Below are 24,335 nucleotides of genomic sequence, written 5' to 3' on the forward strand. Positions count from 1 at the left end.
GATGTCACCCCCAAAATGAACGCGAAGATTATAATGAACCCCTCCCTTTTAACGCTTTTCTCTTAAAGATTTTTAGGAGATTTAAAAGGGAGGGCAAAAATTTAAAGGTTCTTCTTCATGTGGTCGAGGAGCTTCCACATGCTGCCGAATTCAAGTTCCTCACCATCTCTGTAGAACTCCACGATGCCCTCGGGTCTAAAGCGCAGTCCGAAGTCGTATTCACCCTTCTGGAGCTTGTGAATGAAGACCTCCTTGGGCTTTGGCGGGAGGTAACTCGTCATCATGTCGTTTATCAGCTCGACCTCAAAGCCGAAGTGGTCGCTCATGCGCGGGAAGAACAGCACGGCGGGAGTGTTCATGGCGTCAACCAGCGCTTTGCCCTCCACCCTGAAGTTGTAGTGCTTGAAGACCTCGTGGAGGAAGTCGTCCAGGGCGTTTGGGTAGTACACGGTCGCCCCGATGTCGTTCGGCTGGGCCTCGATGAAGCTCTTGCTTTCCATTATGGCCCCTATCTCGTCGCTGTCTATACCGCTGACATAGACGCGGACACCGCCGTAATAGTAGACGTACGCCAGGGGAAGACCCTTCCTGTGGGCAAAGTCCTTCAGCGCTATCAGGGGAATAAGGCGGACGTCCATTATGGTCGAGCCTGTGCTGACGATTCCAACCACCATCGCGCGCTTCCCGTACCTGGATATTGCCCTGCCGTCCCTTCCAACTATTATCGTACCGTGGGATATCGTTCCTATGGCCCTTCCGAGAAGGGCGAGCTCCTCAGGGTTGAACCTCTGGGAGTAGTACACTTCCACTTCCACCACCTCAGTCCGGGAGTATTATACTTTCCTTACCAATCCTCGACTCCACCCAAATCTTGACGTTGGAGCCTATCTTGCTGAAGTCCTCGATGAGCGTGTTGTCGCCTATAACGCTGCCGGGCTGTATAACAACACCCTTGCCCACGTGGACGTTCTCTCCTATTATGGCCTCCTTAATCTCGGCACCCTCCTCTATGACCGCCCCTGAAAATATCACCGAACGCTCTATTTTAACGTTTCTGCCGATTTCAACGTCGTCTCCAAGCACTGCGAATCCCCTGACCTCTGGTCTCCTCAGTATGCAGCGCCTGCCGGTTATGAGGGCGCCGCCGTACTCAAGGTTGCCCTTGAGGCTCTCGGTTCTGAGGCCGGGCAGGAGCAGTCTGCCAAGAAAGACGTCCTCAGTGGCCTGGAGATAGCTCGACGGCCTGCCGACGTCGTTCCAGTACTCGCTGAACGGAAACCCGTAGAGTGCCAGGTCGTTTTCAAGCATCCTTGGAAAGAGATCCTTGGAGAAGTCGAAGTTCTTTCCCTTGGGAACCAGGTCAAACGCCTCCGGCTCAAAAACGTAGATTCCCGCGTTAACGAGGTTGCTGAAGGCCTCTTCTGGCTTTGGCTTCTCTTTGAAGCGTAGTATCCTTCCGTCTTCGTTGATAACCGCGATGCCGTACTGGCTGGGGTCGTCCACCCTGGAGAGTGCTATGGTCGCGAGGGCCTTCTTTTTACGGTGGTACTCGTACAGGGCCCTAAGGTCAAGGTTGGTGAGCACATCACTTGAGACAACGAAGAATGTTTCGTCGAGCTCCTTAACGACCTTTTTCGTGGCGCCGGCGGTTCCAAGCTTCACGTTGTCCTTGTTGGAGTAGTGTATACGGACTCCCCACCGGCTTCCGTCTCCGAAGTAGTCCATTATGCGCTCCTTTAGGTATCCGACGAGGACGTATATCTCGTCAACGCCGGCTTTTACAAGACTTTGGACGGCATATTCCATCAGCGGCCTGTTGAAGAAGGGGATCATGGGCTTTGGCCTGTAGACGGTCAGTGGCAGCAGCCTTGTGCCCTTGCCTCCGGCCAAAATCACTGCCTTCATTACGCGCACCACTGGAGTATATCACCGCTAGTTAATATACTTTGCGCCGGACGTAGGGATATGGACATCAATCACTAACTCTGAGCATTACATGCTGTCGTTGTGACGACCAGCGGCCTTTTTCCAAAGGATTGCGGCAACGGAAGCTCCGGATTCCATTTCACGCTGGTCACAACGACGAAGAATTTTTAAGCATGAATCCAACTCCCATCGGAGGCGATATTATGAACGCCTTGGAAAGGCTTGAAAAGCTCCTTGATAAGGAACAGTTTGAAAAAATCAGGGCGATAGACAATCCCGAACTCCACGAGTTTCTGGCGGACTGGATTGAATGGCTCGAACCGGATAAGGTTTTTGTATGCACCGACAGCGAGGAGGACGAGAGCTACGTCCGCTGGAAGGCCCTCTATTACGGGGAGGAAAGGCTCCTCGAAACGCCGAACCACACCGTCCACTACGACAACTACTACGACCAGGCCAGGGACAAGGCCAACACCAAGCTCCTCGTTCCGGGCGGAAAGGAGATTCCCTTCCTGAACACGAAGGACAGGGACGAGGGTCTGAAAGAGATACGGGAACTCATGAGGGGCATCATGAAGGGTAAGGAGCTCTTCGTGTGCTTCTTTGTCCTCGGACCCAGGAACTCGGTATTTACAATTCCGGCCGTTCAGCTCACCGATTCGGCCTACGTGGCTCACTCCGAGTTTATCCTCTACCGGAAGGGCTACGAAGAGTTCAGACGCCTTGGCAGGCAGGCCAGGTTCTTCCGCTTCGTTCATTCCGCAGGTGAGCTTGATGAGAGAAAGACCAGCAAGAACCTCGACAGGAGGAGGATTTACATCGACCTTGTGGGCGAGACCGTCTACTCCGTCAACACGCAGTACGGCGGAAACACCATCGGCCTTAAGAAGCTCGCCTTCAGGCTCACCATTCAGCGCGCCGTCCGGGAGGGATGGCTCAGCGAGCACATGTTCCTGATGCGCGTCAACGGCCCCAACGGGAGGAAGACCTACTTCACCGGCGCCTATCCGAGCATGTGCGGAAAGACCTCCACCGCCATGATAAGCTGGGAGAACATAGTCGGCGACGACCTGACCTTCATAATGCCCTTCAACGGTGTCGCAAGGGGAGCCAACGTCGAGAAGGGGGTCTTCGGTATAATTCAGGGCGTCAACCCCGAGGATGACCCGATTATTTGGCAGGTTCTCCACTCACCCGTCGAGATAATCTTCTCCAACGTCCTCGTCAAGGGCGGTAAGCCCTACTGGAACGAGATGGGGGTGCCTATCCCCGAGGAGGGCGAGAACCACAGCGGAAAGTGGTGGCGCGGGAAGAGGGACAGGGAAGGAAACGAGATACCGCCCAGTCACAAGAACGCCCGCTTCACAGTCAGCCTTGAGCACTTCCCGAACGTTGACATGGAAGCCCTGGAAGCCCCCTGTGGCGTCGAAATAGGTGGAATGATATTCGGCGGCCGCGACAAGGACACGTGGCCCCCTGTCAGGGAAGCATTCGACTGGAAGCACGGCGTCATCACCATGGGCGCATCACTGGAGAGTGAGACGACGGCCGCAACCCTCGGAAAGGAGGGCGTTCGTGCCTTCAACCCAATGGCCATACTCGACTTCATGAGCGTTCCTCTCGGGGAGTACATAGAGAACTACCTGAAGTTCGGGGAGGGGCTGAGGAAGGCCCCGAAGATATTTGCGGTGAACTACTTCCTCCGCGACGAGAAGGGCAACTGGCTCAACCACAAGCTTGACAAGGCGGTCTGGCTCAAGTGGATGGAACTCCGCGTCCACGGCGACGTCGATGCTATAGAGACGCCGATAGGCTACATTCCGAAGTACGAAGACCTGGCCAGGCTGTTCAGGGGGGTTCTCAACAAGGACTACAGCAGGGAGGACTACGAGAGGCAGTTCACCATAAGGGTCCCCGAACTGCTCGCGAAGATTGAGCGCATAGAGAAGATCTACCGCGAGCAGGTGAAGGAAGTCCCGGAGGAGCTCTTTAAGGTTCTGGAGGAAGAGAGGAAGCGCCTCCTTGAGGCCAGAAAGAAGTACGGCGAATACATTAGCCCCTTTGTTCTTGATGGGGAATGAACCTCTCTTTTTCTCTTTTCGTCAAACGCCGAGCGGCAAGACTTTTTAAGGTTGACCCCAAATATTTATCACCCATGATGATACACGGGTGGTTGCCATGGTAGAACTTGACACCTGTACCCAGGATGTAATCAGGGAGAAGCTTCCCCATCCACTGAAGGACCTGGCGGAGCTGGCGTACAACTACTGGTGGAGCTGGAACAGACGTGCCACAAAGCTCTGGGAGTATATCGACCCGGAGCTGTGGCAGGAGCACAAGAACCCGGTCAAACTCCTTCTCGACGTTCCCCAGAGCCGTCTCCGCGAGCTTCTCAAAGATGACGATTTTATGAACCTCTACGACCTCGTCACCGAGCAGTTCGAGGACTACATGAACCCCTCGTCCACCTGGTTCTCCACCAACTATCCCAAGTGGGACAAACCTATAGTGTACCTGTGCATGGAGTACGGCATCAGCAGAAGCCTGCCCATCTATTCCGGCGGTCTGGGTATCCTTGCCGGCGACCACGTGAAGACCGCGAGCGACCTCGGGCTTCCCTTCATAGCCATAGGGCTTCTGTACAAACACGGCTATTTCAGGCAGGAGATAGGAAAGGACGGGAGGCAGAGGGAGGTCTTCCCGGAATACAAGCCCGCTGAGATGCCCATCAAGCCGGTTCTTGGCAAGGACGGGAAGCCCCTGTTGGTGGAGGTTCCCATAGAGGACAGGATCGTTTACGCGAGGGCCTTTGAGGTCACGGTCGGGAGGGTGAAGATATACCTCCTCGACACAGACGTGCCCGAGAACAGTGCCGACGACAGGACGATATGCGACTACCTCTACAACGCGGAAATAGACAAGAGGATAAAGCAGGAGATACTCCTCGGAATCGGTGGCATGAGGCTTCTAAAGGCCCTCGGAATAGAGCCCGGTGTGGTTCACCTCAACGAGGGACATCCAGCCTTTGCGAACCTCCAGAGGATGGCCTGGTACATGGAGGACGGGCTTACCTTCACCGAGGCCCTCAGCATAGTGAGGGGCACGACGGTTTTCACCACCCACACCCCGGTTCCGGCTGGCCACGACAGGTTCCCGATAGGGGAGGTCAGGAAAAGGCTGGCGAAGTTCCTTGAGGGCAGGGAGGAACTGCTGGAGCTCGGCAGGGAGGGCGACCAGCTCAACATGACCCTCCTGGCTATCCGGACGTCGAGCTACGTCAACGGCGTAAGCCAGCTCCACGCGGAGGTCAGCAAGCGCATGTGGAAAGACCTCTGGCCTGACGTTCCCATAGACGAGATACCCATCGAGGGCATCACGAACGGAATCCACACAATGACGTGGGTTCACAACGAGATGAGAAAGCTCTTTGACCGTTATCTGGGCAAAATCTGGCGCGAGCACACAAACCTCGAAGGCCTCTGGTACGCCGTTGAGATGATACCGGATGAGGAACTCTGGGAGGCGCACCTCGAAGCCAAGAGGCAGTTCATAGAGTTCCTCAGGAGAAAGGTCATGAGGCGGAACGAACGCCTTGGAACGGACGACCCCCTACCCGACATGGATGAGAACGCGCTCATAATCGGCTTTGCCAGGCGCTTCGCAACCTACAAGCGCGCCACCCTTCTGTTCACAGACCTTGAGAGGCTGAAGAGAATTCTCAACGACCCTGAAAGGCCGGTTTACCTGGTCTTCGGCGGAAAGGCCCACCCGATGGACGAGGCCGGAAAGGAGTTCCTTAAGCGCGTTTACGAGGTCAGCCAGATGCCCGAGTTCAGGGGCAAAATATTCGTGATGGAGAACTACGACATGGGCAGCGCCAGGCTCATGGTGGCGGGCGTTGACGTCTGGCTCAACACGCCGCGCAGGCCGATGGAGGCGAGCGGGACGAGCGGCATGAAGGCGGGACTAAACGGCGTCCTCAACGCGAGCATCTACGACGGCTGGTGGGTCGAGGGATACAACGGCAAGAACGGCTGGGTTGTTGGGGAGGAGACAACGGAGCCTGAAACCGAGGCGGACGATGTGAAGGATGCGCAGGCCCTCTACGACCTCCTGGAGAGGGAGATAATCCCCACATACTACGGCAACCGCGAGAAGTGGATATACATGATGAAGGAGAGCATCAAGAGCATAGCGCCGCGCTTCAGCACTCACAGGATGGTCAAGGAGTACGTTGGAAGGTTCTACGCGAAGGCCATGAGCAACCACATCTGGCTGACCCGTGAGAACTACAGGGGGACCAGGGAGATAGCCGCGTGGAAGGAGCGCGTTATGGCATCCTGGGACAAGGTGGTCATTGAGCACATCAAGGTCAGGGAGGATCGGAGCGGCTTTGAGGCTACACTGTATCTGGACGGGCTGGCACCGGAAGACGTTAGGGTCGAACTATACTACGGTGTCAAGGCCGAGGGCTACCACGTGGAGAAGCCCTACATCATCGAGCTGAGGCACCCCAAGAAGCTCGGCGGAGACAGGTGGCTCTACACTTACGAGGGGACGGCACTGAGATACCTCGATAACCCCTGCTGGCACTACGCGCTCCGCGTCTATCCCCACCACGAGAAGTTGCCCCACAGGTTCCTACTCGGTCTTGTCAAGTGGCATGGTTTAGAATGACCCCACTTTCTTCAATTTTCCGAATTTTTGACCTCATGTTACTCTAGGGCAGAAGGACATTCCCAAAAGAGCAGAGGATGTAAATTTTCGTGAGATTCCGAAAAGTTACTCTTTTAACCCTAAACAATTCTAGTGAAACGAATGAAATCATTGGGGGGTGGAACCATGGACCAAGTCAAGAAGTGGACCCTCTATCTGATGTTCCTGGTGGCGGGCTTTGCGACGGGGATAGGGACGCTGGGACTCTTCCCGCAGTTCTGGCTCCAGTACGGAATAACCGGAATGGCAGTCCACGTGGCCTTTCTGGCACTGTTCACGTACGTGGCAATACTCGAGGCAGAGGTCGTCATGAACTCGGGCTACTACTTCGTTGAACTTTACAGGAAAGTGGCCAGGAGGCCCGCAATGATAGTCACAATCCTTGCAGCGGTGGTGCTCTTTATATCGTACTACGCCGCCAACGTCATGCTCAGTATCCTCTCACCGGTGGTCGGAACCGGGACTGTGGGCAGGCTCATTGCAAAGCTCCTGATGCTCGCGATAGTGTTCCTGATACTCACCCGTGCCAAGGAAAAGACGTTTGCCATAATGGCCGTTGGTTCGCTGGTCTTTGTCGTTTCGGTTGTCATAACCGCGATAGCCTTCAAGACGCAGATACCCGAGAACGCAACGTTTCTGGGGCTGGCAAAGCACATGCTCATAACCACGACCCCCATCACGCTTGATCTCATCAGGGACGCTGCAATGAGGGCCATCTACGGTGTGGGGCTGGGGTTCGCGTTCTACCTCATGCTTGGCAGCTTCCTCAACGAGCGCTTCAACCCGAGGATCATCATAGGGACGGGCATCCTCATCCAGCTCCTCGTCAGCCTGCTGTCAACCGTGATAGTGGTCTATGCCATAGCCCCGACAACCCCTGAAAGGCTGCTGAGCTACGTCTACGGGGGCGACGAAGGCGCCATAGCACTCATGGCGGATCTCCCCAACATACTCTCGGGCTATCCCATCCTTCTGGGACTGATAGCGATATCTCTGTTCTTCGCCGGCGTGACCAGCCTCCTTCCAACGGCGGAGGTTGGCCTTCAGATCACGGAATCCCTGCTTAAGATCGGCAGGAACAGAGCCGCTGCCTACATCATAGGTGCCGCCGCCATCATAGGTGTCCTCGACTCAGTACCCGCTGTTGCGGACATGGCCCTGAAGACCGTCACGGCCACAACGTTCTTCACCGCAGTGTATGAGCTGTACCCGGTGATGACATCCAGAGAAAAGCAATCCCTCCGGGCCATACTGGGGGGCATCGCCATCGTGATGTTCCTTATCGGCGGCGTCTATGCCGTGGTCACCGACTTCAGGGCGGGAGGGCTCTACATCGCTTCGGGACTGCTGGCGGTGGCACTTGTCGTCTTTGGTGTCCTCGGCGACAGAATAGTTCCCCTCCAGGAGGAGGCCATCTGAGCCTCCATTTTTATTATTGCATTTTTATTATTGCAAAAAGGGAACAGAAGGGGCATCATTTGTGGGCGAATATCGCGACGGTCTTTTCTGGGGTAACCTCGTCAATCCTGACGAAGCCGAAGCGCTCGAACTGGACTATATCGTCCACCCTGAGCTGCGCGTCACTCTCCAGGAGGCCCTTTCTGATAATCAGCTCGTCTCCCTCTGGCACGAGAACCTCACAGGCCTTTCCTTCAGTGACCCAGTGAACCATCCTCCAGCGGTTCTCCCTGGCAACCTCGTACTCGACGCTGTGGAACTTCGCCCTAATCCCGTCCTCGCTTACCTCGACTATCTCGACGTTGAATAGGTCCTTCAGGCGGACAAAACTGCCCGGCTTGAAGAGGTCCATATCGTCCCTTGAGACGTAGACCGGCTTACCCGGCTCGAACCTGAGCTTTCTCGTTCCCCTCTCCGGGTAGTCGGGGTGGAGCGGTATCTCGGCTGTGAACTCTCTGGCCCCCTCCACGTACATCGGAATCGGGTCTGCCACGAAGAAGTACCTGTTGGCTATCGGCTCGATGATGTGTCTGTTTATTGCCGCCAGATTGTCCCAGCTTATGGTCGTGTCGCTCCTCTTCAGGCCGACCTCGATGATGAGCTGCCTTATAGCTTCCGGCCTTATTCCGCGCCTTCTAAGGGCACGGATTGTTCCGAGCCTCGGGTCGTCCCAGCCGAGGTACTTGCCCTCCTGGATTCCCTTCCGGGTCTTGGACTTGCTGAGGATCACTCCCTCGATGCTCAGCCTCCCGTGGTGGACGGTGACCGGGTACTCCCAGCCGAAGTAGTCGTAGATGTAGCGCTGTCTGGTCTCGTTCTCCGCGTGCTCCTGACCGCGGAAGATGTGGGTGACACCAAGCTCGTAGTCATCTATGGCCGAGGCGAAGTTGTAGAGGGGCCAGACGCGGTATTTGTCGCCAACGCGCGGGTGGTCGGGGTTGTCGATTATCCTCAAAGCGGGCCAGTCCCTAACTGCCGGATTCGGATGGCTCAGGTCAGTCTTTATCCTGACAACGGCTTCCCCTTCCCTGTATTCGCCGTTCAGCATCTTCCTCCAGCGTTCGAGCTGGACCTCCACAGGCTCATCCCTGTGCGGGCAGGCGATTCCCTTATCCCTGAGCTCGCGGAACTTCTCCGGCGGGCAGGTGCAGACGTAGGCTTTTCCGCCCTTTATGAGCCTCTCGGCATAGTCGTAGTAGATTTCCAGCCTATCGCTGGCAATGTGTATCTCGTCTATCTTGAATCCGAGCCACTCCAGATCCTCCTTGATCCACTCGTAGAATTTCGGTTCTGGCCTCTTGACCTTCGGGTCGGTGTCGTCGAAGCGGAGGATGAACTTGCCGCCGTAGATCCTCGCGTACTCGTGGCTGAGAATGGCGGCCCTCGCGTTGCCCAGGTGGAAGGCCCCGTCCGGGTTGGGGGCAAAGCGGGTAACCACCTTACCCTTCTCGGCCCTGGGAAGGGGTGGGAGACCTTTCTTTTCCTCCTTCTTGGCCTTCTTTGCCTCAAAGAACTCCGGATAAATCTCCCTCAGCTTGACCTCCTGCTCTTCGGGGCTCATACCGTTGACTCTCTCAACGATTTCGTTCACGAGGGGGATTATCTCCCTCGCTTTGGGTCTCAGCTCGGGGTTCTCACCCAGAACCTTTCCAATGACTGCCTTGGCGTTTGCCTTTCCCTTGTGGGTGTAAGCGTTTATGAGCGCGTACTTCAGTATAAGCTCCTCCACGTTCATTCTCCTCACCGGGGGGAGAAAGGCGGGAGTGGTTATAAAGTTAGTCCTTAAGAAGGGAGAAAAGATGGCGGAGCTCACTCCGCGAAGGTAACTATCTTGAGGTTTATCGGCCTTCTGACGACGTTGTACTTCCTCGCACCAACGAGGTACTTGACGCCGCTCTCGCTCACCGTGTCGATGAGGCGCTGGGTTATGACGCCGTTGAAGACCACGGCATAGACATCCTTGCGTTCCTTAAGCTGGTTGGTGAGCTCCCTGACGGGTATCTCCGCAACGGTGTTCTTGTCTTTGTCGAGGAGAAGTGCCATGGACTCCTTGGACGCCTTGACCTTCTCTATGAACTCGCCGAACTCATCGAGCTCGCTCGGCTTTGGCTGCTGGATGGGCTTTATTATGCGCTCCTCCCTTCTGGGCTCCGGTTGTGGCTTCCTCTCCTCGGCCTTCACGACCGGTGGGGCCGGGGCGGGGGCTGGAGGCTTGGTTTCCCTCTTCTCCTCCTTGGACTTGGCCTTCTCCTTTTCCTTTATGACGTCGTAGAAGTTCCTTCCCTTGTAGAATATCTCCGTTATGACCTGCTCGGCCGGAACCTTGCTTCTGAGGGACTTAACTATCTCCTTCTTGGTCAGCTCCTCGACTTCCTTGCCCTCCGGCGCGCGAGCCACGTAGTCAACATCTGCCACCTGCAGCAGCTCCTTGAGGATGAGCTCACCGCCGCGGTCGCCGTCCGTGAAGGCGGTAACTATTCTCTCCTTGCTGAGCTTTATGATGGTCTCGGGAACGGATGTGCCCTCTACGGCGATGGCGTTCTTTATGCCGTGCTTGAGCAGGTTAAGAACGTCTGCCCTGCCCTCAACGACGATTATTGAGTCTGAGAACGGCACGTGCGGGCCTGCCGGGAGCTTCTCTGGACCATACTCAATGAGCTCCTTGGCACGAACGGCCTTCTTAACTTCCTCCGTCAGCTCCTGGGTTTCGGGTATCTCCTGCTCCATGAGGCTTTCGAGTATCTCCTTGGCCCTCTCTATTATGTACTTCCTTTTGGTCGCGCGGACGTCCTCGATGCGGAGAACCTTTATCTTGGCCTCGGCGGGGCCAACGCGGTCAATGGTCTCAAGGGCCGCCGCCAAAATGGCCGTTTCAACCCTGTCGAGGCTCGATGGGACGGTTATCGTTCCGTAGGTCTTTCCGGCCTTCGTGTGAACTTCAACCCTTATCCTTCCAATCCTTCCGGTTTTCTGGAGTTCCCTCAAGTCGAGATCGTCACCCAGGAGGCCCTCAGTTTGACCAAAAATAGCACCAACAACGTCGGGCCTTTCAACAATTCCGTTCGCTTCAAACTCGGCATAAATTACGTACTTCGTGGTTCCAAATTCGTCTTTGGCTGACATACCACCACCCTCTTTCCGTTTTTCAAACTTCTGTTTTTCAGCCAAAATGTGGTGAAGCACTGTCTTCTTCCTCTTCATCGAATCCCCTCCGTCAGGGGGTCAGAAACGGAGACGACCTTAAGGTACAAGCCGTAGAGGTCCTCAATCCCTTTAATGTCCTTCTTTGCTATCCTCCTGAGCTCTCTGCGCGTTTCTGAATCGACCCTGCAGGGATACCCCTCCAGGTACCGGAGGAGCTTCCTTGCGAGCTCTTCGCCCTTTCTGTCGAAGTCGGTAAGTATCATGACCTCTTTATAGGATGACGCGATGAGCGCAACTTCCGTTAACGGGAGGCGTGAGAGCCTTATTATCTCCGCCCTGACCCCCAGATTCCTCAGAGCCACCTCGTCTCGCGGGCCCTCCACGATGAGGGCTCCCTCAAACTCTCGCAGTTTATCTATAAGCTCTAGGAATCTTTTATAGTTTTCGGCGTACATATTGCCGTCGGTTAGGTAACGAAAGAATGGGGTTATAAGCTTATTGGATGATTTTTGACGCCTCCTTGTCTACATCAGCACACGTTGCGTACGGGCACCGTGTGGCTCATGGGCTCCTCGTAGAACTCTTCCATGAGTTTCTGGAGCTTTCTGGAGAGTTCAATCTGCTTGCCCCATGACCCCTCTATCTTGCCCTTCGCGGCCATCCTCCCCAAAAAGCGCTTCATCTCCTCTCTCAATGGGGAAGGCCTGCAGCGTGCCCAGGGCGTCCCAGGGAGCGGCATGAAGTAGTGCGCCCTCACCTTTCCTCCTTTCCTCATAATCCACTTCATCAGCTCGATGCTTTTGCGCTGGCTCTCCTCGCTTTCGTTCGGGAGACCTACGATGAAGTCAACGATCGGTTCAAAGCCGTACTCAAGCATGTATTCCACCGCCCGCTGGACGTGCTCGACCCGGTGAATCCTGTGCATGGCCTTCAGCATGGCATCGTCTCCGCTCTGTGCTCCTATCGCTAAGCGCCTGTTGTCCGCGTAGTCGATGAGGAGTTCAAGCGTCTCCGGAAGGACGAACTCGGGCCTTACCTCGCTTGGAAACGTACCGTAGAACAGCCTCCTGCCCTCTTTTCTTAGCGGTTGAAGCGCCTTGAGAAGGGCTTCGAGCTTGTTGAGCTTTAGGATAGCCCCCGGAGAGCCGTAGGCAAAGGCGTTGGGTGTTATGTAGCGCATGTCCCTCATTCTCCGGGAGTACTTTACGATCTGGTCTATCGGTCTGTGCCTCATTCTCAGCCCCTTGATGTAGGGCGTCTGGCAGTAGTAGCAACCGAAGGGACAGCCGCGGGTTATCTCTATGGGGGAGATCAGGCGAACGCTCTCAGGGTAGGGGGGAAAGCGCCAGAAGTCCTCAACCTTGGCGAAGCCGGTAAAGACGAACTCACCGTTGAGGTAGAAGGCCAGTCCCCTGATATCAAGGAGCTCCTTTGTAATTCTATATCCCGTCCTTTTCAGCACTGTGAGCAACCGGTAGAGAACCTCCTCCCCCTCCCCTATAGCCGCTATATCGAAGCCGAGCTGATTGAGCGTATGTTTGGGCATCGCTATGGCGTGATATCCTCCCGCTACAAGAAGTGCCCCGCTTTTTTTCAAGAGGCTAACTTCCTCGGGCAGGGGGCCCCATATCTCCTCGGTGAAGAAGGAGTACAGAACCACCTTTGGCTTTGCCCGGAGTATCTCCGTGAAGTCCTTGGTTATCAGGAGCTCGTCCAGGTCAAAGCCCTGGCTCTCTAAGGCGCCGAGGAGGTGGACGAACGCGTTGTGATTGCGCTTGGTCATCCGGACGGCTATCTCGGGCATGTTTAAACCCTGAGAAGAGCCTCTTAAAAATCTGATGACGTGCAAAAATCAAGAAGGAAAGGGCCTTCAGGCCTTGATGGCGAGCTTGATGTCCTCGGCCTTGACGGTCTTCCTGCCAGCGTGCCTGGCGTACTCGGCGGACTTCTTGGCGAGCTCGATGGCGTACTCCTCAAGGTACTCGGCGAGGACCTTGGCGGCCTCCTCGCTGACCCTCTCAGCACCGGCCTTCCTTATAAGCCTGTCAATCGGGGCAATCGGCAACTCAGCCATTCACAACACCTCCAGGAAGGGTTTTTCGGTATTTTTTAAGGAATTGGAGATATATAAACCTTTCGGTAAACGGAGCCGTCTACGTCGATTAGACGGCCGGTGCGCCGTTGAATACAATCGGCTTGTCAAGAGGGATATTTTCATTGACATTTGGAGAAATAGACAACCGATTAAGAGTCCACAGTGCCAGGAAAGGCCACACCCAGATGGTGCCTCCTGCCGACTATAACCCGGTGATATCAGGGGTAACGTAGCCGGCAATCTTTGAAAAATCCCGGTTCACCGCACTTTGCCACGGCATGGCTCAATAAATAGAATGGGTTAACGAAAAGCGGTTTATCTTTTCCTCCTCTTTGAGAGTGCCAGGTGTTGGCTCCCCTGGTAGTTCCCGCGGTAGGGGTTTCTGGCCGGACCTTCCAGCCTTATGAAGGCTATCTGCACGAAGCGCTCTCCGTAGGCGAGCTCAACCGGTTCGTTTGATGCGTTGTAGATTCCAAGGGTCAGGTTGCCGTCCCAGCCCGGGTCAACCCACGCGAACGACCCAAGGAGGCCCTCCCTGGCGAGGCTGCTCCTGAGCTTCATGTCGCCCATAACATCGTCGGGAAGCTTGACCCTCTCAAGGGTCAGGATGAGCGCGTACGTCTTGGGGGGGATTGCAACTCTTCCGGCCTCTTTAACGTCTATCAGTTCTCCATTTATGTAAGCCTCCCTTCCAACGCGAAGGTCGTAGCCTGCCGGCTGGAGGGACTTTTCGCTGAAGGGCTCGATTAGAATTTCCTTTCTGATTTTCCAGTCCGGGAGCATCATTACCAACCACCGCAAGCTTTATTTTGCCGCCCCTTAAAACACTTCCGAGGGCCCGTGGCCTAGGGGACATGGCGCCGGCCTTCGGAGCCGGTAGTCGCGGGTTCGAATCCCGCCGGGCCCGCCACAACGAAAGACAAGGGGGCTCCGCCCCCTTATCTCTCTGTACTCTCAAACCCCCGAAGTGGGGTTCCACCCCACAACCCCGCTTTTTCTCTAAACTACTGGGGGGCTAACGCCCCCACCCCCCAGTAACTTTGCCTGCGCGAAGTTTCATCAAAGCTCGTAGACCCTTCTAAAAAGTCAAATCCCAAGTGGTTTTCCTCGTGAACAGCCGTTTTGAAGTGAGAGCCTTCTGAATTGCTTTACTGGGAACTCTAAAGCTGCTTTCGTTGAGGTTCTCATTCAGGGGATAAAAGAAAAGGATTCACTCCTGTGTCAAGCTCCTTATCAGCTCATCGAGGGCTTTGTAGGCTTCGCCGGTTGAGTATACCTTTTCCATAGTTTTCATGATCTTGTAATGGGCATCAACGCGGTACGTGCTGACGTTCTTTCTGACTCCGTACGGTCCCACGAGAACCTCGCCCACCATGCTTACCCACTCGGTGTAAATCGCCATAAGCTCTTCCAAAACCATGATCTTCGATGCCATTCCCATTTCTTTAAGGGCTTCATCCAGGGGTTTATCCCCAATCTTTTCAAGGGCTATGGGCATGGAGACCACCGTAGAATTATGGGGCTCATGCTATTTAATGGTGGCGAATGACTGCAAAGAAAAGTTGTTGGGTGTCCGCCCAAGGGCGGACAAAAGGAAAAAGGATTTCATCCGAAGAGGGCGCCGAGACCGGCGAGGGCCTCCTCCTCGCTGGCCTCCTCTTCCTCTTCCTCCTCTTCTTCCTGAGCCGCCTCGGCCGGGGCCTCGGCAGCCGGGGCAGCGGCAACTGCCACCGGAGCGGCAACCGGCATGGCGGCCTTCTCGATGACCTCGTCGATGTTGACGCCCTCAAGGGCGGCAACGAGAGCCTTTATCCTAGCCTCGTCCGGGCTAACTCCAGCAGCCTCAAGGACTGCCTTGAGGTTCTCCTCGGTTATCTCCTTACCAGCGGCGTGGAGCAGCAGAGCGGCATACACGTACTCCATTTTTCGCACCTCCAATCATCTTCATTTTTTCATTCATTTCACACGGACTCGTTCAGGGATACGAGGGAAATGGAAAGTTCAGCCGAAGAGCGCGCCCAGTCCAGCGAGCGCGTCCTCCTCGGAAGCTTCCTCTTCTTCCTCCTCTTCTTCCTCAGCCTCCTCGACCTTCTCCTCCTGAGGCTGAGCGGCAACGGCTATTTGTGCCTGTTGGTTTAAAAGCTCTTTGGTCTTCTCGTCGAGCAGGTCCTCAGGCAGCTCCTGGGCTATGAGCAGGACTGCACGCAGGGCCCTGCCAAAGATGTCCTCAACTGTCTCTGGGGTGATGTAGCCAGCCTCGACTGCAACGTTCTTCGCACCGAGGAAGGCCTTCTGGATGATCGCCTCGATGGTCTGGCTGGTCGGGTAGGCGGTGTTGACCGACAGGTTGAACGCGTGCATGTAGGCCTGCTGGAGCAGGTTGATGTACTCGCTCTCGTCGATCGCCAGGACCTCTGGGGTGTAAACAATCCCGTCCTCGTAGGCCGCGAGCAGGTTGAGACCGACCTCAAGCGGCTCGATTCCGAGCGCGTTGAGGATCCTCGCGAGCTGGTCGGTTATGACCTCCCCAGCCTTAAGGACGGTGTAGTCTTTCTGAATGCTGACCTTACCCTTCTCGATTCTCGCGGGTATGCCAAGAGCCTGCATCTCACCGACGAGCGGACCCGGTGAGATTGAAGTCGGACCTGCTGGAATCACGACGTCCTTGGGAACCGCAACGCCTGGCTTCGCCGGGGCCGGAGTCTTGCTTTCCTCAAGGAGCTTGTAGAGCTTGAACGGGTTCATCTCGGTGGCGAGGATTCCTGCTCCACCCTGGATGTAGTCAATGAGTTTTTCGAGGTCCGGGTTGTTGAGCTCCTGGGCAGCCTTCTTTATGGCGAGTTCTATGAGGGTGTTTCTGCTGACCCTGAGGAGCGCCTTGCCCCTGAGCTTCTCACGCATCTTGCTGAGCGGGTAGGCAGGGACGTTGGCGACGTCAACGAGTGCTATCACTGGGTAGCTCTTGATGATGTTGGCGAGCTCTTCAACTTCCTTCTTCTTCCACTCGGCTACGTGGGCCATCTCCCTCACCTCTCCACCTTAACTGCCGGTCCCATGGTGGTCTTGACGTACACTGACTTCACTTGGTTCTCGCCGCGCTCCAGCTTGTTAATGATGGCGTTGAGAACCGCCTCGGCGTTTTCAGCCAGCTTCTCGTCGTCCATGTCCTCGGTTCCTATCCTGGCGTGAACGACCGGGTTGTTCTTGAGCTGTATCCTGACGGTTCTCTTGAGCCTGGCGACGATCGGCTCCAGGTTGGTCATGGTCGGCGGAACTACCTGCGGCATCTTGTTCCTCGGACCGAGGTACCTACCGAGGTACCTACCGATCTTAGGCATCAGCGGTGCGGCCGCTATGAAGAAGTCGTAGTTCTTGGCCAGCTTCCTTGCCTGCCTTGGGCTCTTGGCAAGTTCCTCAAGCTGCTCTCCACTAATCACATCAAGCCCGAGCTTTTTAGCCGCCTCGGCAACGGCACCATCAGCGATGACCGCGATCTTGGGCTCCTTCCCACGACCGTGGGGCAGCACAACCTCAAGCTTAAACCTGTTCTCCGGCTTGCGGAGGTCTATATCCTTGAGGTTGACTGCCATTTCGACGGTCTGTGTGAAGTTGCGCGGCTTAGCCCGGGCCTTCGCCTCCTTCACCGCTTCCACGAATTTCTGCCTGTCAAAGGCCATTTACAGCCCTCCTTTCGTTTTTGATTTAAGCAGCGAAAAGTCAAAAATGCGTAAAAAGAGGGATTTTTAAACTTTTCCCTCACTCCTCGGCGTTGGCGAAAATCTCGTCGTAAACGCCTTCGTCAATCTCCTTCTGGACTTCCCTGGGGTCCTTGCCCTCAACGGTTACGCCCATGCTGAGCGCGGTACCGATGACCTCCTTCGCTGCGGCCTTGAGGTCGGCTGCAAGCATCTGCTCCTGCTTGGCCTTCGCTATCCTGATGACCTGCTCCATGGTCAGGTTCCCGACCGGGCTGTGGCCGGGCTCACTTGAGCCCTTGGGAGCGCCTATTTCCTTCTTGATGAGCTGGCTGACCGGGGGAACACCGACCTCTATCTCAAAGGTCTTCTTCTTGGGGTCGGTGACGATGATCTTGACGGGAACCTGCATCCCCTCGAAGTCCTTGGTGGCCTTGTTTATCTCGTCAACGACCTGCTTGACGTTGAGTCCAAGCGGACCGATAGCGGGACCGAGTGGGGGCCCAGGTGAAGCCTTCCCTCCCTCAACGAGCACCTCAACAATCTGCGGCATCTTTCTCACCTCTGTCCTTTGACCGTTCACTCCTTCTGGCGTTTGCTTATAAGTCTAACGTATTCGCCCCTTACCGTGACCGGAATCGGGACGATTGAACCGATGAGTTCAACGACTATCTCGTCCTTGGCTTCGTCAACCCTTACAACCTTTGCCTTCTCGCCCTTGAACGGTCCGGCAATGAGTTCGACTATGTCTCCGGGTTCGAAGCCGCTGACGGCCGGTTTCTCCTCAAGGAAGTGCTCTATCTCCTCGAACTTAACCTCGCCCGGAAGGGTGCCCTTCGCGTGCCTTATGCCCTTAATGGCCTCATCAACGGCGCTCTTACTGGGCGCTTCGACGAAAATGTAACCCTTCACCTTTGAGGGGGCGAGTATCGCATACACGGGCAGGTTGTACGTTTTAATCTTGCTGTATATCAGTTTGGCCGTGGTCTCTTCCTGGCCGACGGTGACACGTACTGTAAATATCCTGCTGTCGCTCATCTCTATCACCCGTTGCTGGCTCAAGAGCCAGTAATGAGGTAGCCGAACAGGCGAATCACAAGGCCAATAAGGCCGATTAGTATCATTCCGATGCCGGTAATCTTTGCTGCCATCTTAAACTCCTTCATACCCGGCTTTCTAGTAACCATCAAAACCCTCCGCGACTCCGCGAAGAAGCTTTTAAGCTTTTCCGTGGTTGTTGCCACCCTCGTCACCTCACTAAATTTTGAAAACGAAAGGGTCGTCAAAGCTCCTCAAGGTCGAGCTTAATAACTTTTCTCTCCGACTCCTCTGGATAGTAGAGGGTCTCCTCCTCGGCGACGGCGTAGGGTGAGCTGACGCCGGTGACCACGATGAGTATTCTGATCATCTTGCCGAGCTCCTCGTCGAGCTGGATACCCCAGATGACCTGTGCCTCGGGGTCGAGCTTGCTCGTAACGAGCTCGATTATCTGCTGGGCCTCTTCAAGCTTGACGTCGCTTCCGCTGATGCTTATCAGGGCGCCCTTGGCGCCGCTTATGTCGACGTCGAGGAGCGGGCTGTTCAAAGCTTGCTGGGCTGCCTCCAGAGCGCGCTTCTCGCTGTCACTCTCACCGATGCCTATCATCGCAACGCCGCCATCCTTCATGACGGCACGGACGTCGTTGAAGTCGAGGTTGACAAGACCGGGCTTGGTGATGAGCTCAGTGATGCCCTTGACGGCCTGGACGAGTATCTCGTCGGCGACCTTGAAGGCCATGTGGATCGGCAGGTTCGGGGCAACTTCCATGAGCTTGTCGTTCGGGATGACTATGACGGTGTCGCTGTTCTTTCTGAGCTTCTCAAGACCGTACTCGGCGTTCTTTATGCGCCTTATGCCCTCGACGGTGAAGGGGAGGGTTACCACCGAGACGGTCAGGGCGCCCATCTTCTTGGCTATCTCCGCAACGACCGGAGCGGCACCGGTACCGGTACCTCCACCGAGACCGCAGGTGATGAAGACCATGTCGGCACCTTCGAGGGCATCGCGTATGTCCCTCTCGTTTTCCTTGGCGGCTTCCTCACCCATCTTGGGGTTGTTCCCGGCTCCGAGACCGCGGGTGAGTTCCTTACCGATGAGTATCTTCTTGTGAGCGCGAACCTTGAGGAGGTCCTGGGCATCAGTGTTGATGGCGATAACCTTCGCACCCTGTATACCAACCTGCATCATCCTGTTAATGGTGTTACAGCCAGCACCGCCGACACCGACGACATAAATCTTGGCCTGTATCTGCTCAAGAATCCTCTTGAGCTCTTCATCAATGTCGGTCTGGGGAACTTGGGCCTCCGGGGCCTTGTTAAGGTCGGCAGAGGTTCTTTCGATAGCGTCTTCAATCAGCTTCAGCATCTTTTCACCCTCCGGGCAATTTAACATCTGTTTCACTTTGTAGGCAGGTAGTATATAAATTTAGCTAAGGGCGAGTGCTGATTTTAAAATCCCGCTTAACATCTTTAAAGATTTCGATTATTTAGTCGCGTATGAACTCCAAGCCCAGTTCTTCGGCGAGAGCCCTAGCCATCTGCCTGGTTTCGCCCTTGCTGCCCTTCCAATCAACGTATATTGCCTCCACCTTTTCTGCAGTCCTTTCAATAGCCTTGAGGACGAGTTCCTTCCTGAGCGGGTGGGCGTACTTCGCCGCTATGTGGCTGAATGCTATGTCAGTTTCAAGCGCCCTCTTAGTCTGCTTCGGTGCGTAGTGTCCACCACCTATCCCAACGGCAACCGGGAACTTGGCCTTTTTGTAGTTTTCAAGCACGTGGACTATCGTCTCGGCTATTATCTCCCCGGCCCTGTCTATTATCCATTCCTCCTCGCTGGAGCCAATCTCAATAAAAAAGCTCGGCACTTCAAGCTCGCTTGGACCGTGGTGAGTCGCCTCGTAGCAGACGGTCCATCCAAGGTCGTTGAGCTCGTTCATCTTCATGAGAGCAAGCTTCATAGCACTTGGCTGGGATATTGCGAGGCTCTCATCCCTCCCTCCATATATCCCCCCGCCCCAGTTTCCGGTCACGTGGACAGTGAGTGCCGGCAGTTTCTGCTTGCTTGAGTGCCTGGAGGCGAAGGCTATGATCTCGGGCACAAAGCCGAGCTGTTCCTCAATGGCCCTGTCAAGGCCGTCGTAGTAGATCATCTCGTCGTTGGTCGTCAGTATGAGTGTGTCCCCCTTTGCGTACACAGGATTCCCATCGAAGGACTTATCCGTCTCGGTAAAGTCAAAGTTATCGATCAGCTTGTTCATGATGTTCATCGATGCAAGGTCGATCTTGGTAGTCATTATCACTTTCATTTTTGCTGCCCCCAAGCTGCCTTCAAGGGGAGCGTTATAACCCTTTTGCTTTGGAGAGTTTAATTAAGCCCATGTCTTCTCCGAAAACTCCTTGTTGAATAAAAAACCAAATCTTTATGTTTGTAAATTATTCTTTGCAGGATTGACATAAGTTAAGTTAGATTTTAGCAATTTTTCAAGATTTTATGGAAAAATATGTAAAATTTTCGTAATTTTGGGTTCCAAACTTTAAATATGTCATATTTTACGGGGATGTAAAAGTAAAGTATATATAGCCGTTTAAGGCCACTAAGAGCGAAAGCTTGCCCCCTATGAGGGAATGTGTTCACCAATGTTCCCGAATGGGGGCATTGTCCATAGTCGGGCATGGAGGGTGTGGGCATGGAGAAACAGATGGAAAGCGCCATTTCCACGTTTAACGTTGAGGAATCCCCCTGGGGACTCAGACAGGGGGTCGAACACAAGAAGTTTTTAGAGGTTTTTGAGCCTCTCCCGGAAATCAAAGAAATACTGCTCACCAGTAAAGACCTGGAAGAGGCAAGGAAAAGGTTATCCAAGTTCGCTGAGGAGCTCTTGTGGAGGTATAAAAACGGGGAAATCAATGTTGACGCCATAGACAGGTGGCTCGGGGTTGAGGCCATTAATGTGTTCCTTAACATGATCTCTGAGTACGGGGAGAAGGCAGCCGGATTCAGCACCCTTGAGTACCTCTGGAAGGCAACAAAAGGCGACAAACATGTCCTCAGCATAATAACCGACGGATTCGTTGAGGAGTTCCGCCATCTCTTCAGGGCGATGGCCGGTGTGAGTGGCTACTCCAAGGGGTGGCTCGGACCGAAGCTCGAAGCTGCCGGTATAAAGTTCGTTGACTTCAGCAAGATAAAGGGCAGAAAAGCCGCACTGGCACGTTCTGAATACCTTGACAAGGAGTGGAACTACATTAGAGGATACTTGAAGAAGTACCCGAGCGGCCTTGACAAGGAAATAATCGAGAAGAGGAAGAAGCAGAGAGAGCAGCTTATGGAGTACTTCGGCATAACCGAGGATGAGTGGTTTGACTACCGCTGGCAGTTCAGTCACGTGCTCAAGAGGGAGAAGGGCCTCGAAATCCTGAGGGAATTAAACGAACTGGGCATAGTTAAGGTTCCTGAAGACGACCTGAAGCAGGTCGAGCTTGCCGTTAAATACCGCATCCCCTGGGGGATAACTCCACATTACCTCCACCTGTGGGACTTCCAAGAACCGTACAAGTACGACAGACACGTGAGAAGACAGGTAATGCCACCGGAGTGGTACATGGACAACATGATAATCCACAGGGAGGACAGGGAGTACTACTTCGACTTCATGGGTGAACATGACACATCACCCATCGACCTCGTTACCAGGAGGTATGTTACAATTGCAATCCTCAAGGCCTACGACACCTGTCCGCAGATATGCGTCTACTGCCAGAGGAACTGGGAGGTTCTTGAGCCATTCATGGCCGGCTCCTTCCCGGGATGGGACAAGATAGAGAAAGCCCTCGACTGGTTCGCCGAGCACGACTCCATGATGGACGTCCTCATAACCGGTGGGGATCCGATAGCGCTCAGTGACAAGATAATCGACAGGATAATGTCCCGCCTTGCGGAGATGGATCACGTCGTGAACATCCGGTGGGGAACCAGGATACTTGTCACGGTTCCAATGAGGATAACCGACAGCCTCGCAGAGATTCTCGGGTCATACATAGAGCCGGGAAGGAGGAACGTTGCCATCTCTACACACTTCGAGACCGCCTACGAGGTAACTCCGGAGGTCGCTGAGGCCACGTACAAGCTGAGAAAGCAGGGAATATACATCTACAACCAGCTCGTTTACCAGAGGAACGTCAGCAGGCGCTTTGAGAACGTGGCCCTCAGGATTGCCCTCAAGAAGGTGGGCATCGACCCGTACTACACCTTCTATCCGAAGGGCAAAATAGAGCAGAAGGACTACCTCGTACCTATAGCCAGGGTCGTCCAGGAGAGGAAGGAGGAGGCAAGACTACTGCCCGGTCAGTTCAGGCCTGACGAGCCTGTCTTCAACGTCCCGAGAATGGGCAAGAACCACCTGCGCGCATGGCAGGACAGAGAGCTGGTCGGAATAAGGCCCGATGGTAGCAGGATATACCTTATGCACCCCTGGGAGAAGGGCATCAGTGAGACCAAGCTCTACACCTACCCGGACGTTCCAATTAAGGAGTATCTCGACTACCTGGAAAGCATCGGTGAGGATCCGAATGATTACTGGACGATCTGGTATTATTACTGAAAAATTTTCATTATTTCCTTTCAACATTTGTTTAATTGAATGTAAAACTTCCAACCAGCCAAAAAATATATAACCCTGAAGTGTACATATACTGCGATACGTGTACATATTTAGGCGCCTGTGCATACATGGGCGTCAGTCTTTAAGAGGTGGTGAAGAATGAGGAAGTGGACTGCCGTAGGTTTGATGTTTGTTTTGTTTTTGGCCGTTGTTGCCGCAGGTTGCACCACCGGTGGCGGAGAAACGACAACCCAGGGGCTGAACCTTGAAAAGACCGACGATGGGAAGTACATCATAACAATATACACCGGTTCCGGCCCGGGTAGCGTCTATTTCGCACTGGGTTCAATGTATGCCAAGGTGATAAACAAGAAGAGCGACATGATCTATGCTAAGGCCGTCACCAGCGGCGCCAGTGTTGCCAACTGTCTCGCTGTTGGCAAGGGTGAGGCCCAGGCGGCAATAGCACAGAACGACGTCACGTACTACGCCTGGAACGGACTCTACCAGTTCGAGAAGAGCGGGCCAATCAAGGATCTGCGGGCCATAGGAACCCTGTACCCCGAGCCTGTCCAGATAGTCGTTAGGGCTGACAGCGACATAAAGACCCTTGAGGATCTCGCGGGCAAGAAGGTCGTTGTGGGTGCGGCAGGAAGCGGTGTGGCCGCAACCGCCGAGAGGGTTCTCAAGGCTGCGGGGGTCTGGGACAAGATAGAACCGGTCTACCAGACCTTTGAGGAGGCCGCTCAGAGCCTTGTTCTCGGCCAGGTTGACGCTGAATTCACCGTTATCGCATACCCAGCGCCGGCCATCAACCAGATAGCAGTTAAGGTTCCGGTAAGGCTCATCCCGGTTCCGGATGACGTTGTCCAGAAACTCCACGACCAGGGATACCCGTTCTACGTTAAGGTTACCATACCCGCGGGGACGTACAACGGAATGGACACCGATGTTCAGACCATAGCGGTCAAATCAACCCTCATCGTGCACAAGGACCTACCTGACGATCTGGTCTACGAGATGACCAAGATCCTCTACACCAGCATTGACGACCTCGCGACGGCCCACCAGGTCGCGAAGCAGATAGACATCAACCACGCCTTCGATGGTCTCATGGTGCCGCTCCACCCAGGGGCCATCAAGTACTACGAGGAACAGGGCATAACCGTCCCGGACGAGTACAAGCCCAGTGGATGAAGGGGGGAACCGATTGAAAAAGCCCTTTCTTTTTTTATTATTGCCGTTAGTCGTGCTCCTTCTTCCTGTCTCCGTGATCGGGGTAGAATTCGGTGGGAGTGAATGTTACTATCACCTGGAACCGAACTCAACACTTGAGGTCCATTACACCCACAGCGTCTCCCTCACGAAGGTCGTTGACGTTTACAGGCTCTCCGAGAACGGCATCTATTTTACCAAGGAGATGTGGCAGGAGTTCCTAGCCGGGCAGCCCATAGACTTCCAGTACAAGCAGGGGGAGTTCTACGTGAAGGAAGCCAATGAATTCCTCGGCAAGTCTTGGAGCTACTGGTTCATTCCTGTCAACAACGTCACGGTGCTGGTGGATGGAAATACCGTGTTCGTCCAGCCCAGGAAGGAGGGAGTCTTGGAGATAGAGGTGAAGGAGGTACCTTATATTCTTTCGATAGTTAGGAGGTGTTGATG

The 24,335-nt window shown here is 54.7% G+C and carries 23 protein-coding genes and 1 tRNA gene; 7 read left to right on the forward strand and 17 right to left on the reverse strand.

The genetic code is table 11. The features are described from left to right. Positions 1–101: 101 nt before the first annotated feature. Together F7C11_RS00445 and F7C11_RS00450 are read right to left on the reverse strand one after the other, a co-directional pair. Complete coding sequence (locus F7C11_RS00445; protein ID WP_297089924.1) at positions 102–809, reverse strand: phospho-sugar mutase; 708 nt, start codon at positions 807–809, stop codon at positions 102–104. A gap of 10 nt (positions 810–819) precedes the next feature. Beyond that, the gene (locus F7C11_RS00450) at positions 820–1,905 is read right to left on the reverse strand and encodes an NDP-sugar synthase (protein ID WP_297089926.1); all 1,086 of its coding nucleotides are present in this window, start codon (positions 1,903–1,905) and stop codon (positions 820–822) included. Positions 1,906–2,129: 224 nt separating this feature from the next. Here F7C11_RS00450 and F7C11_RS00455 point away from each other — a divergent pair, with 224 nt between their 5' ends. From F7C11_RS00455 to F7C11_RS00465, 3 genes are all read left to right on the forward strand, one after another. Beyond that, positions 2,130–4,007 carry a phosphoenolpyruvate carboxykinase (GTP) gene (locus tag F7C11_RS00455; protein ID WP_297089868.1) on the forward strand — a complete coding sequence of 626 codons (1,878 nt, stop codon included), beginning with the start codon at positions 2,130–2,132 and terminating at the stop codon, positions 4,005–4,007. 97 nt (positions 4,008–4,104) lie between these two features. Beyond that, positions 4,105–6,603 carry a maltodextrin phosphorylase gene (malP, locus tag F7C11_RS00460; RefSeq protein WP_297089870.1) on the forward strand — a complete coding sequence of 833 codons (2,499 nt, stop codon included), beginning with the start codon at positions 4,105–4,107 and terminating at the stop codon, positions 6,601–6,603. 165 nt (positions 6,604–6,768) lie between these two features. After that, positions 6,769–8,061 (forward strand): sodium-dependent transporter, encoded by a 1,293-nt coding sequence (locus F7C11_RS00465; RefSeq protein ID WP_297089872.1) that lies wholly within the window; start codon positions 6,769–6,771, stop codon positions 8,059–8,061. A 55-nt stretch (positions 8,062–8,116) separates the two neighbouring features. Here the strand turns inward: F7C11_RS00465 and F7C11_RS00470 are convergent, their stop codons facing one another. The 6 genes from F7C11_RS00470 to dcd form a co-directional block, all read right to left on the reverse strand. After that, on the reverse strand, positions 8,117–9,835 hold the full coding sequence (locus F7C11_RS00470) for a glutamate--tRNA ligase (RefSeq protein WP_297089928.1): 1,719 nt from the start codon (positions 9,833–9,835) through the stop codon (positions 8,117–8,119). 74 nt (positions 9,836–9,909) lie between these two features. Then, entirely contained in the window at positions 9,910–11,301 is a 1,392-nt protein-coding gene (gene dnaG / locus F7C11_RS00475; RefSeq protein ID WP_297089874.1) for a DNA primase DnaG, read from the reverse strand. Continuing rightward, on the reverse strand, positions 11,298–11,699 hold the full coding sequence (locus F7C11_RS00480) for a toprim domain-containing protein (protein ID WP_297089876.1): 402 nt from the start codon (positions 11,697–11,699) through the stop codon (positions 11,298–11,300). Before F7C11_RS00480 ends, dnaG begins: the two co-directional genes overlap by 4 nt. 74 nt (positions 11,700–11,773) lie before the next feature. Beyond that, positions 11,774–13,048, reverse strand: coding sequence for a TIGR04013 family B12-binding domain/radical SAM domain-containing protein (locus tag F7C11_RS00485; RefSeq protein ID WP_297089878.1), 1,275 nt, complete (start codon positions 13,046–13,048; stop codon positions 11,774–11,776). Positions 13,049–13,114: 66 nt separating this feature from the next. Beyond that, complete coding sequence (gene hpkA, locus F7C11_RS00490; RefSeq protein WP_297089880.1) at positions 13,115–13,318, reverse strand: archaeal histone HpkA; 204 nt, start codon at positions 13,316–13,318, stop codon at positions 13,115–13,117. Positions 13,319–13,654: 336 nt separating this feature from the next. Beyond that, complete coding sequence (gene dcd / locus F7C11_RS00495) at positions 13,655–14,125, reverse strand: dCTP deaminase (RefSeq protein WP_297089930.1); 471 nt, start codon at positions 14,123–14,125, stop codon at positions 13,655–13,657. Positions 14,126–14,173: 48 nt separating this feature from the next. On the opposite strand from dcd, the gene F7C11_RS00500 reads away from it, so the two are divergent. Beyond that, positions 14,174–14,249 (forward strand) — tRNA-Arg (locus F7C11_RS00500). Positions 14,250–14,549: 300 nt separating this feature from the next. Here the strand turns inward: F7C11_RS00500 and F7C11_RS00505 are convergent. The 9 genes from F7C11_RS00505 to F7C11_RS00545 all read right to left on the reverse strand — a co-directional run bounded on the left by F7C11_RS00505 (position 14,550) and on the right by F7C11_RS00545 (position 20,378). After that, positions 14,550–14,846, reverse strand: a complete 297-nt coding sequence (locus tag F7C11_RS00505; RefSeq protein ID WP_297089882.1) for a hypothetical protein — start codon at positions 14,844–14,846, stop codon at positions 14,550–14,552. Between the two features lie 98 nt (positions 14,847–14,944). Next, positions 14,945–15,262 carry a 50S ribosomal protein P1 gene (gene rpl12p, locus F7C11_RS00510; RefSeq protein ID WP_297089884.1) on the reverse strand — a complete coding sequence of 106 codons (318 nt, stop codon included), beginning with the start codon at positions 15,260–15,262 and terminating at the stop codon, positions 14,945–14,947. Positions 15,263–15,340: 78 nt separating this feature from the next. Then, the gene (locus F7C11_RS00515) at positions 15,341–16,360 is read right to left on the reverse strand and encodes a 50S ribosomal protein L10 (protein ID WP_297089886.1); all 1,020 of its coding nucleotides are present in this window, start codon (positions 16,358–16,360) and stop codon (positions 15,341–15,343) included. A 5-nt stretch (positions 16,361–16,365) separates the two neighbouring features. Then, complete coding sequence (locus F7C11_RS00520) at positions 16,366–17,016, reverse strand: 50S ribosomal protein L1 (RefSeq protein ID WP_055429024.1); 651 nt, start codon at positions 17,014–17,016, stop codon at positions 16,366–16,368. 79 nt (positions 17,017–17,095) lie between these two features. Then, a complete protein-coding gene (locus F7C11_RS00525; protein ID WP_014788252.1) occupies positions 17,096–17,587 on the reverse strand; it encodes a 50S ribosomal protein L11 in 492 nt (163 codons plus the stop codon). Between the two features lie 26 nt (positions 17,588–17,613). Next, complete coding sequence (locus F7C11_RS00530; RefSeq protein WP_088180034.1) at positions 17,614–18,072, reverse strand: transcription elongation factor Spt5; 459 nt, start codon at positions 18,070–18,072, stop codon at positions 17,614–17,616. Between the two features lie 20 nt (positions 18,073–18,092). Then, positions 18,093–18,278 carry a protein translocase SEC61 complex subunit gamma gene (locus tag F7C11_RS00535; RefSeq protein WP_088180035.1) on the reverse strand — a complete coding sequence of 62 codons (186 nt, stop codon included), beginning with the start codon at positions 18,276–18,278 and terminating at the stop codon, positions 18,093–18,095. Between the two features lie 38 nt (positions 18,279–18,316). Beyond that, complete coding sequence (gene ftsZ / locus F7C11_RS00540) at positions 18,317–19,438, reverse strand: cell division protein FtsZ (protein WP_055429021.1); 1,122 nt, start codon at positions 19,436–19,438, stop codon at positions 18,317–18,319. 121 nt (positions 19,439–19,559) lie between these two features. Beyond that, a complete protein-coding gene (locus F7C11_RS00545) occupies positions 19,560–20,378 on the reverse strand; it encodes a D-aminoacyl-tRNA deacylase (RefSeq protein ID WP_297089898.1) in 819 nt (272 codons plus the stop codon). Between the two features lie 381 nt (positions 20,379–20,759). Here F7C11_RS00545 and F7C11_RS00550 point away from each other — a divergent pair, with 381 nt between their 5' ends. From F7C11_RS00550 to F7C11_RS00560, 3 genes are all read left to right on the forward strand, one after another. Continuing rightward, positions 20,760–22,673 (forward strand): KamA family radical SAM protein, encoded by a 1,914-nt coding sequence (locus F7C11_RS00550; protein ID WP_297089900.1) that lies wholly within the window; start codon positions 20,760–20,762, stop codon positions 22,671–22,673. Between the two features lie 159 nt (positions 22,674–22,832). Then, positions 22,833–23,870, forward strand: coding sequence for a TAXI family TRAP transporter solute-binding subunit (locus tag F7C11_RS00555; RefSeq protein WP_297089901.1), 1,038 nt, complete (start codon positions 22,833–22,835; stop codon positions 23,868–23,870). A gap of 40 nt (positions 23,871–23,910) precedes the next feature. Beyond that, complete coding sequence (locus F7C11_RS00560; RefSeq protein ID WP_297089902.1) at positions 23,911–24,333, forward strand: DUF1850 domain-containing protein; 423 nt, start codon at positions 23,911–23,913, stop codon at positions 24,331–24,333. Positions 24,334–24,335: the final 2 nt, after the last annotated feature.

It is taken from the genome of Thermococcus sp. (genome assembly GCF_015521605.1).
In the GTDB taxonomy this organism is placed as follows: Archaea; Methanobacteriota_B; Thermococci; order Thermococcales; family Thermococcaceae; genus Thermococcus.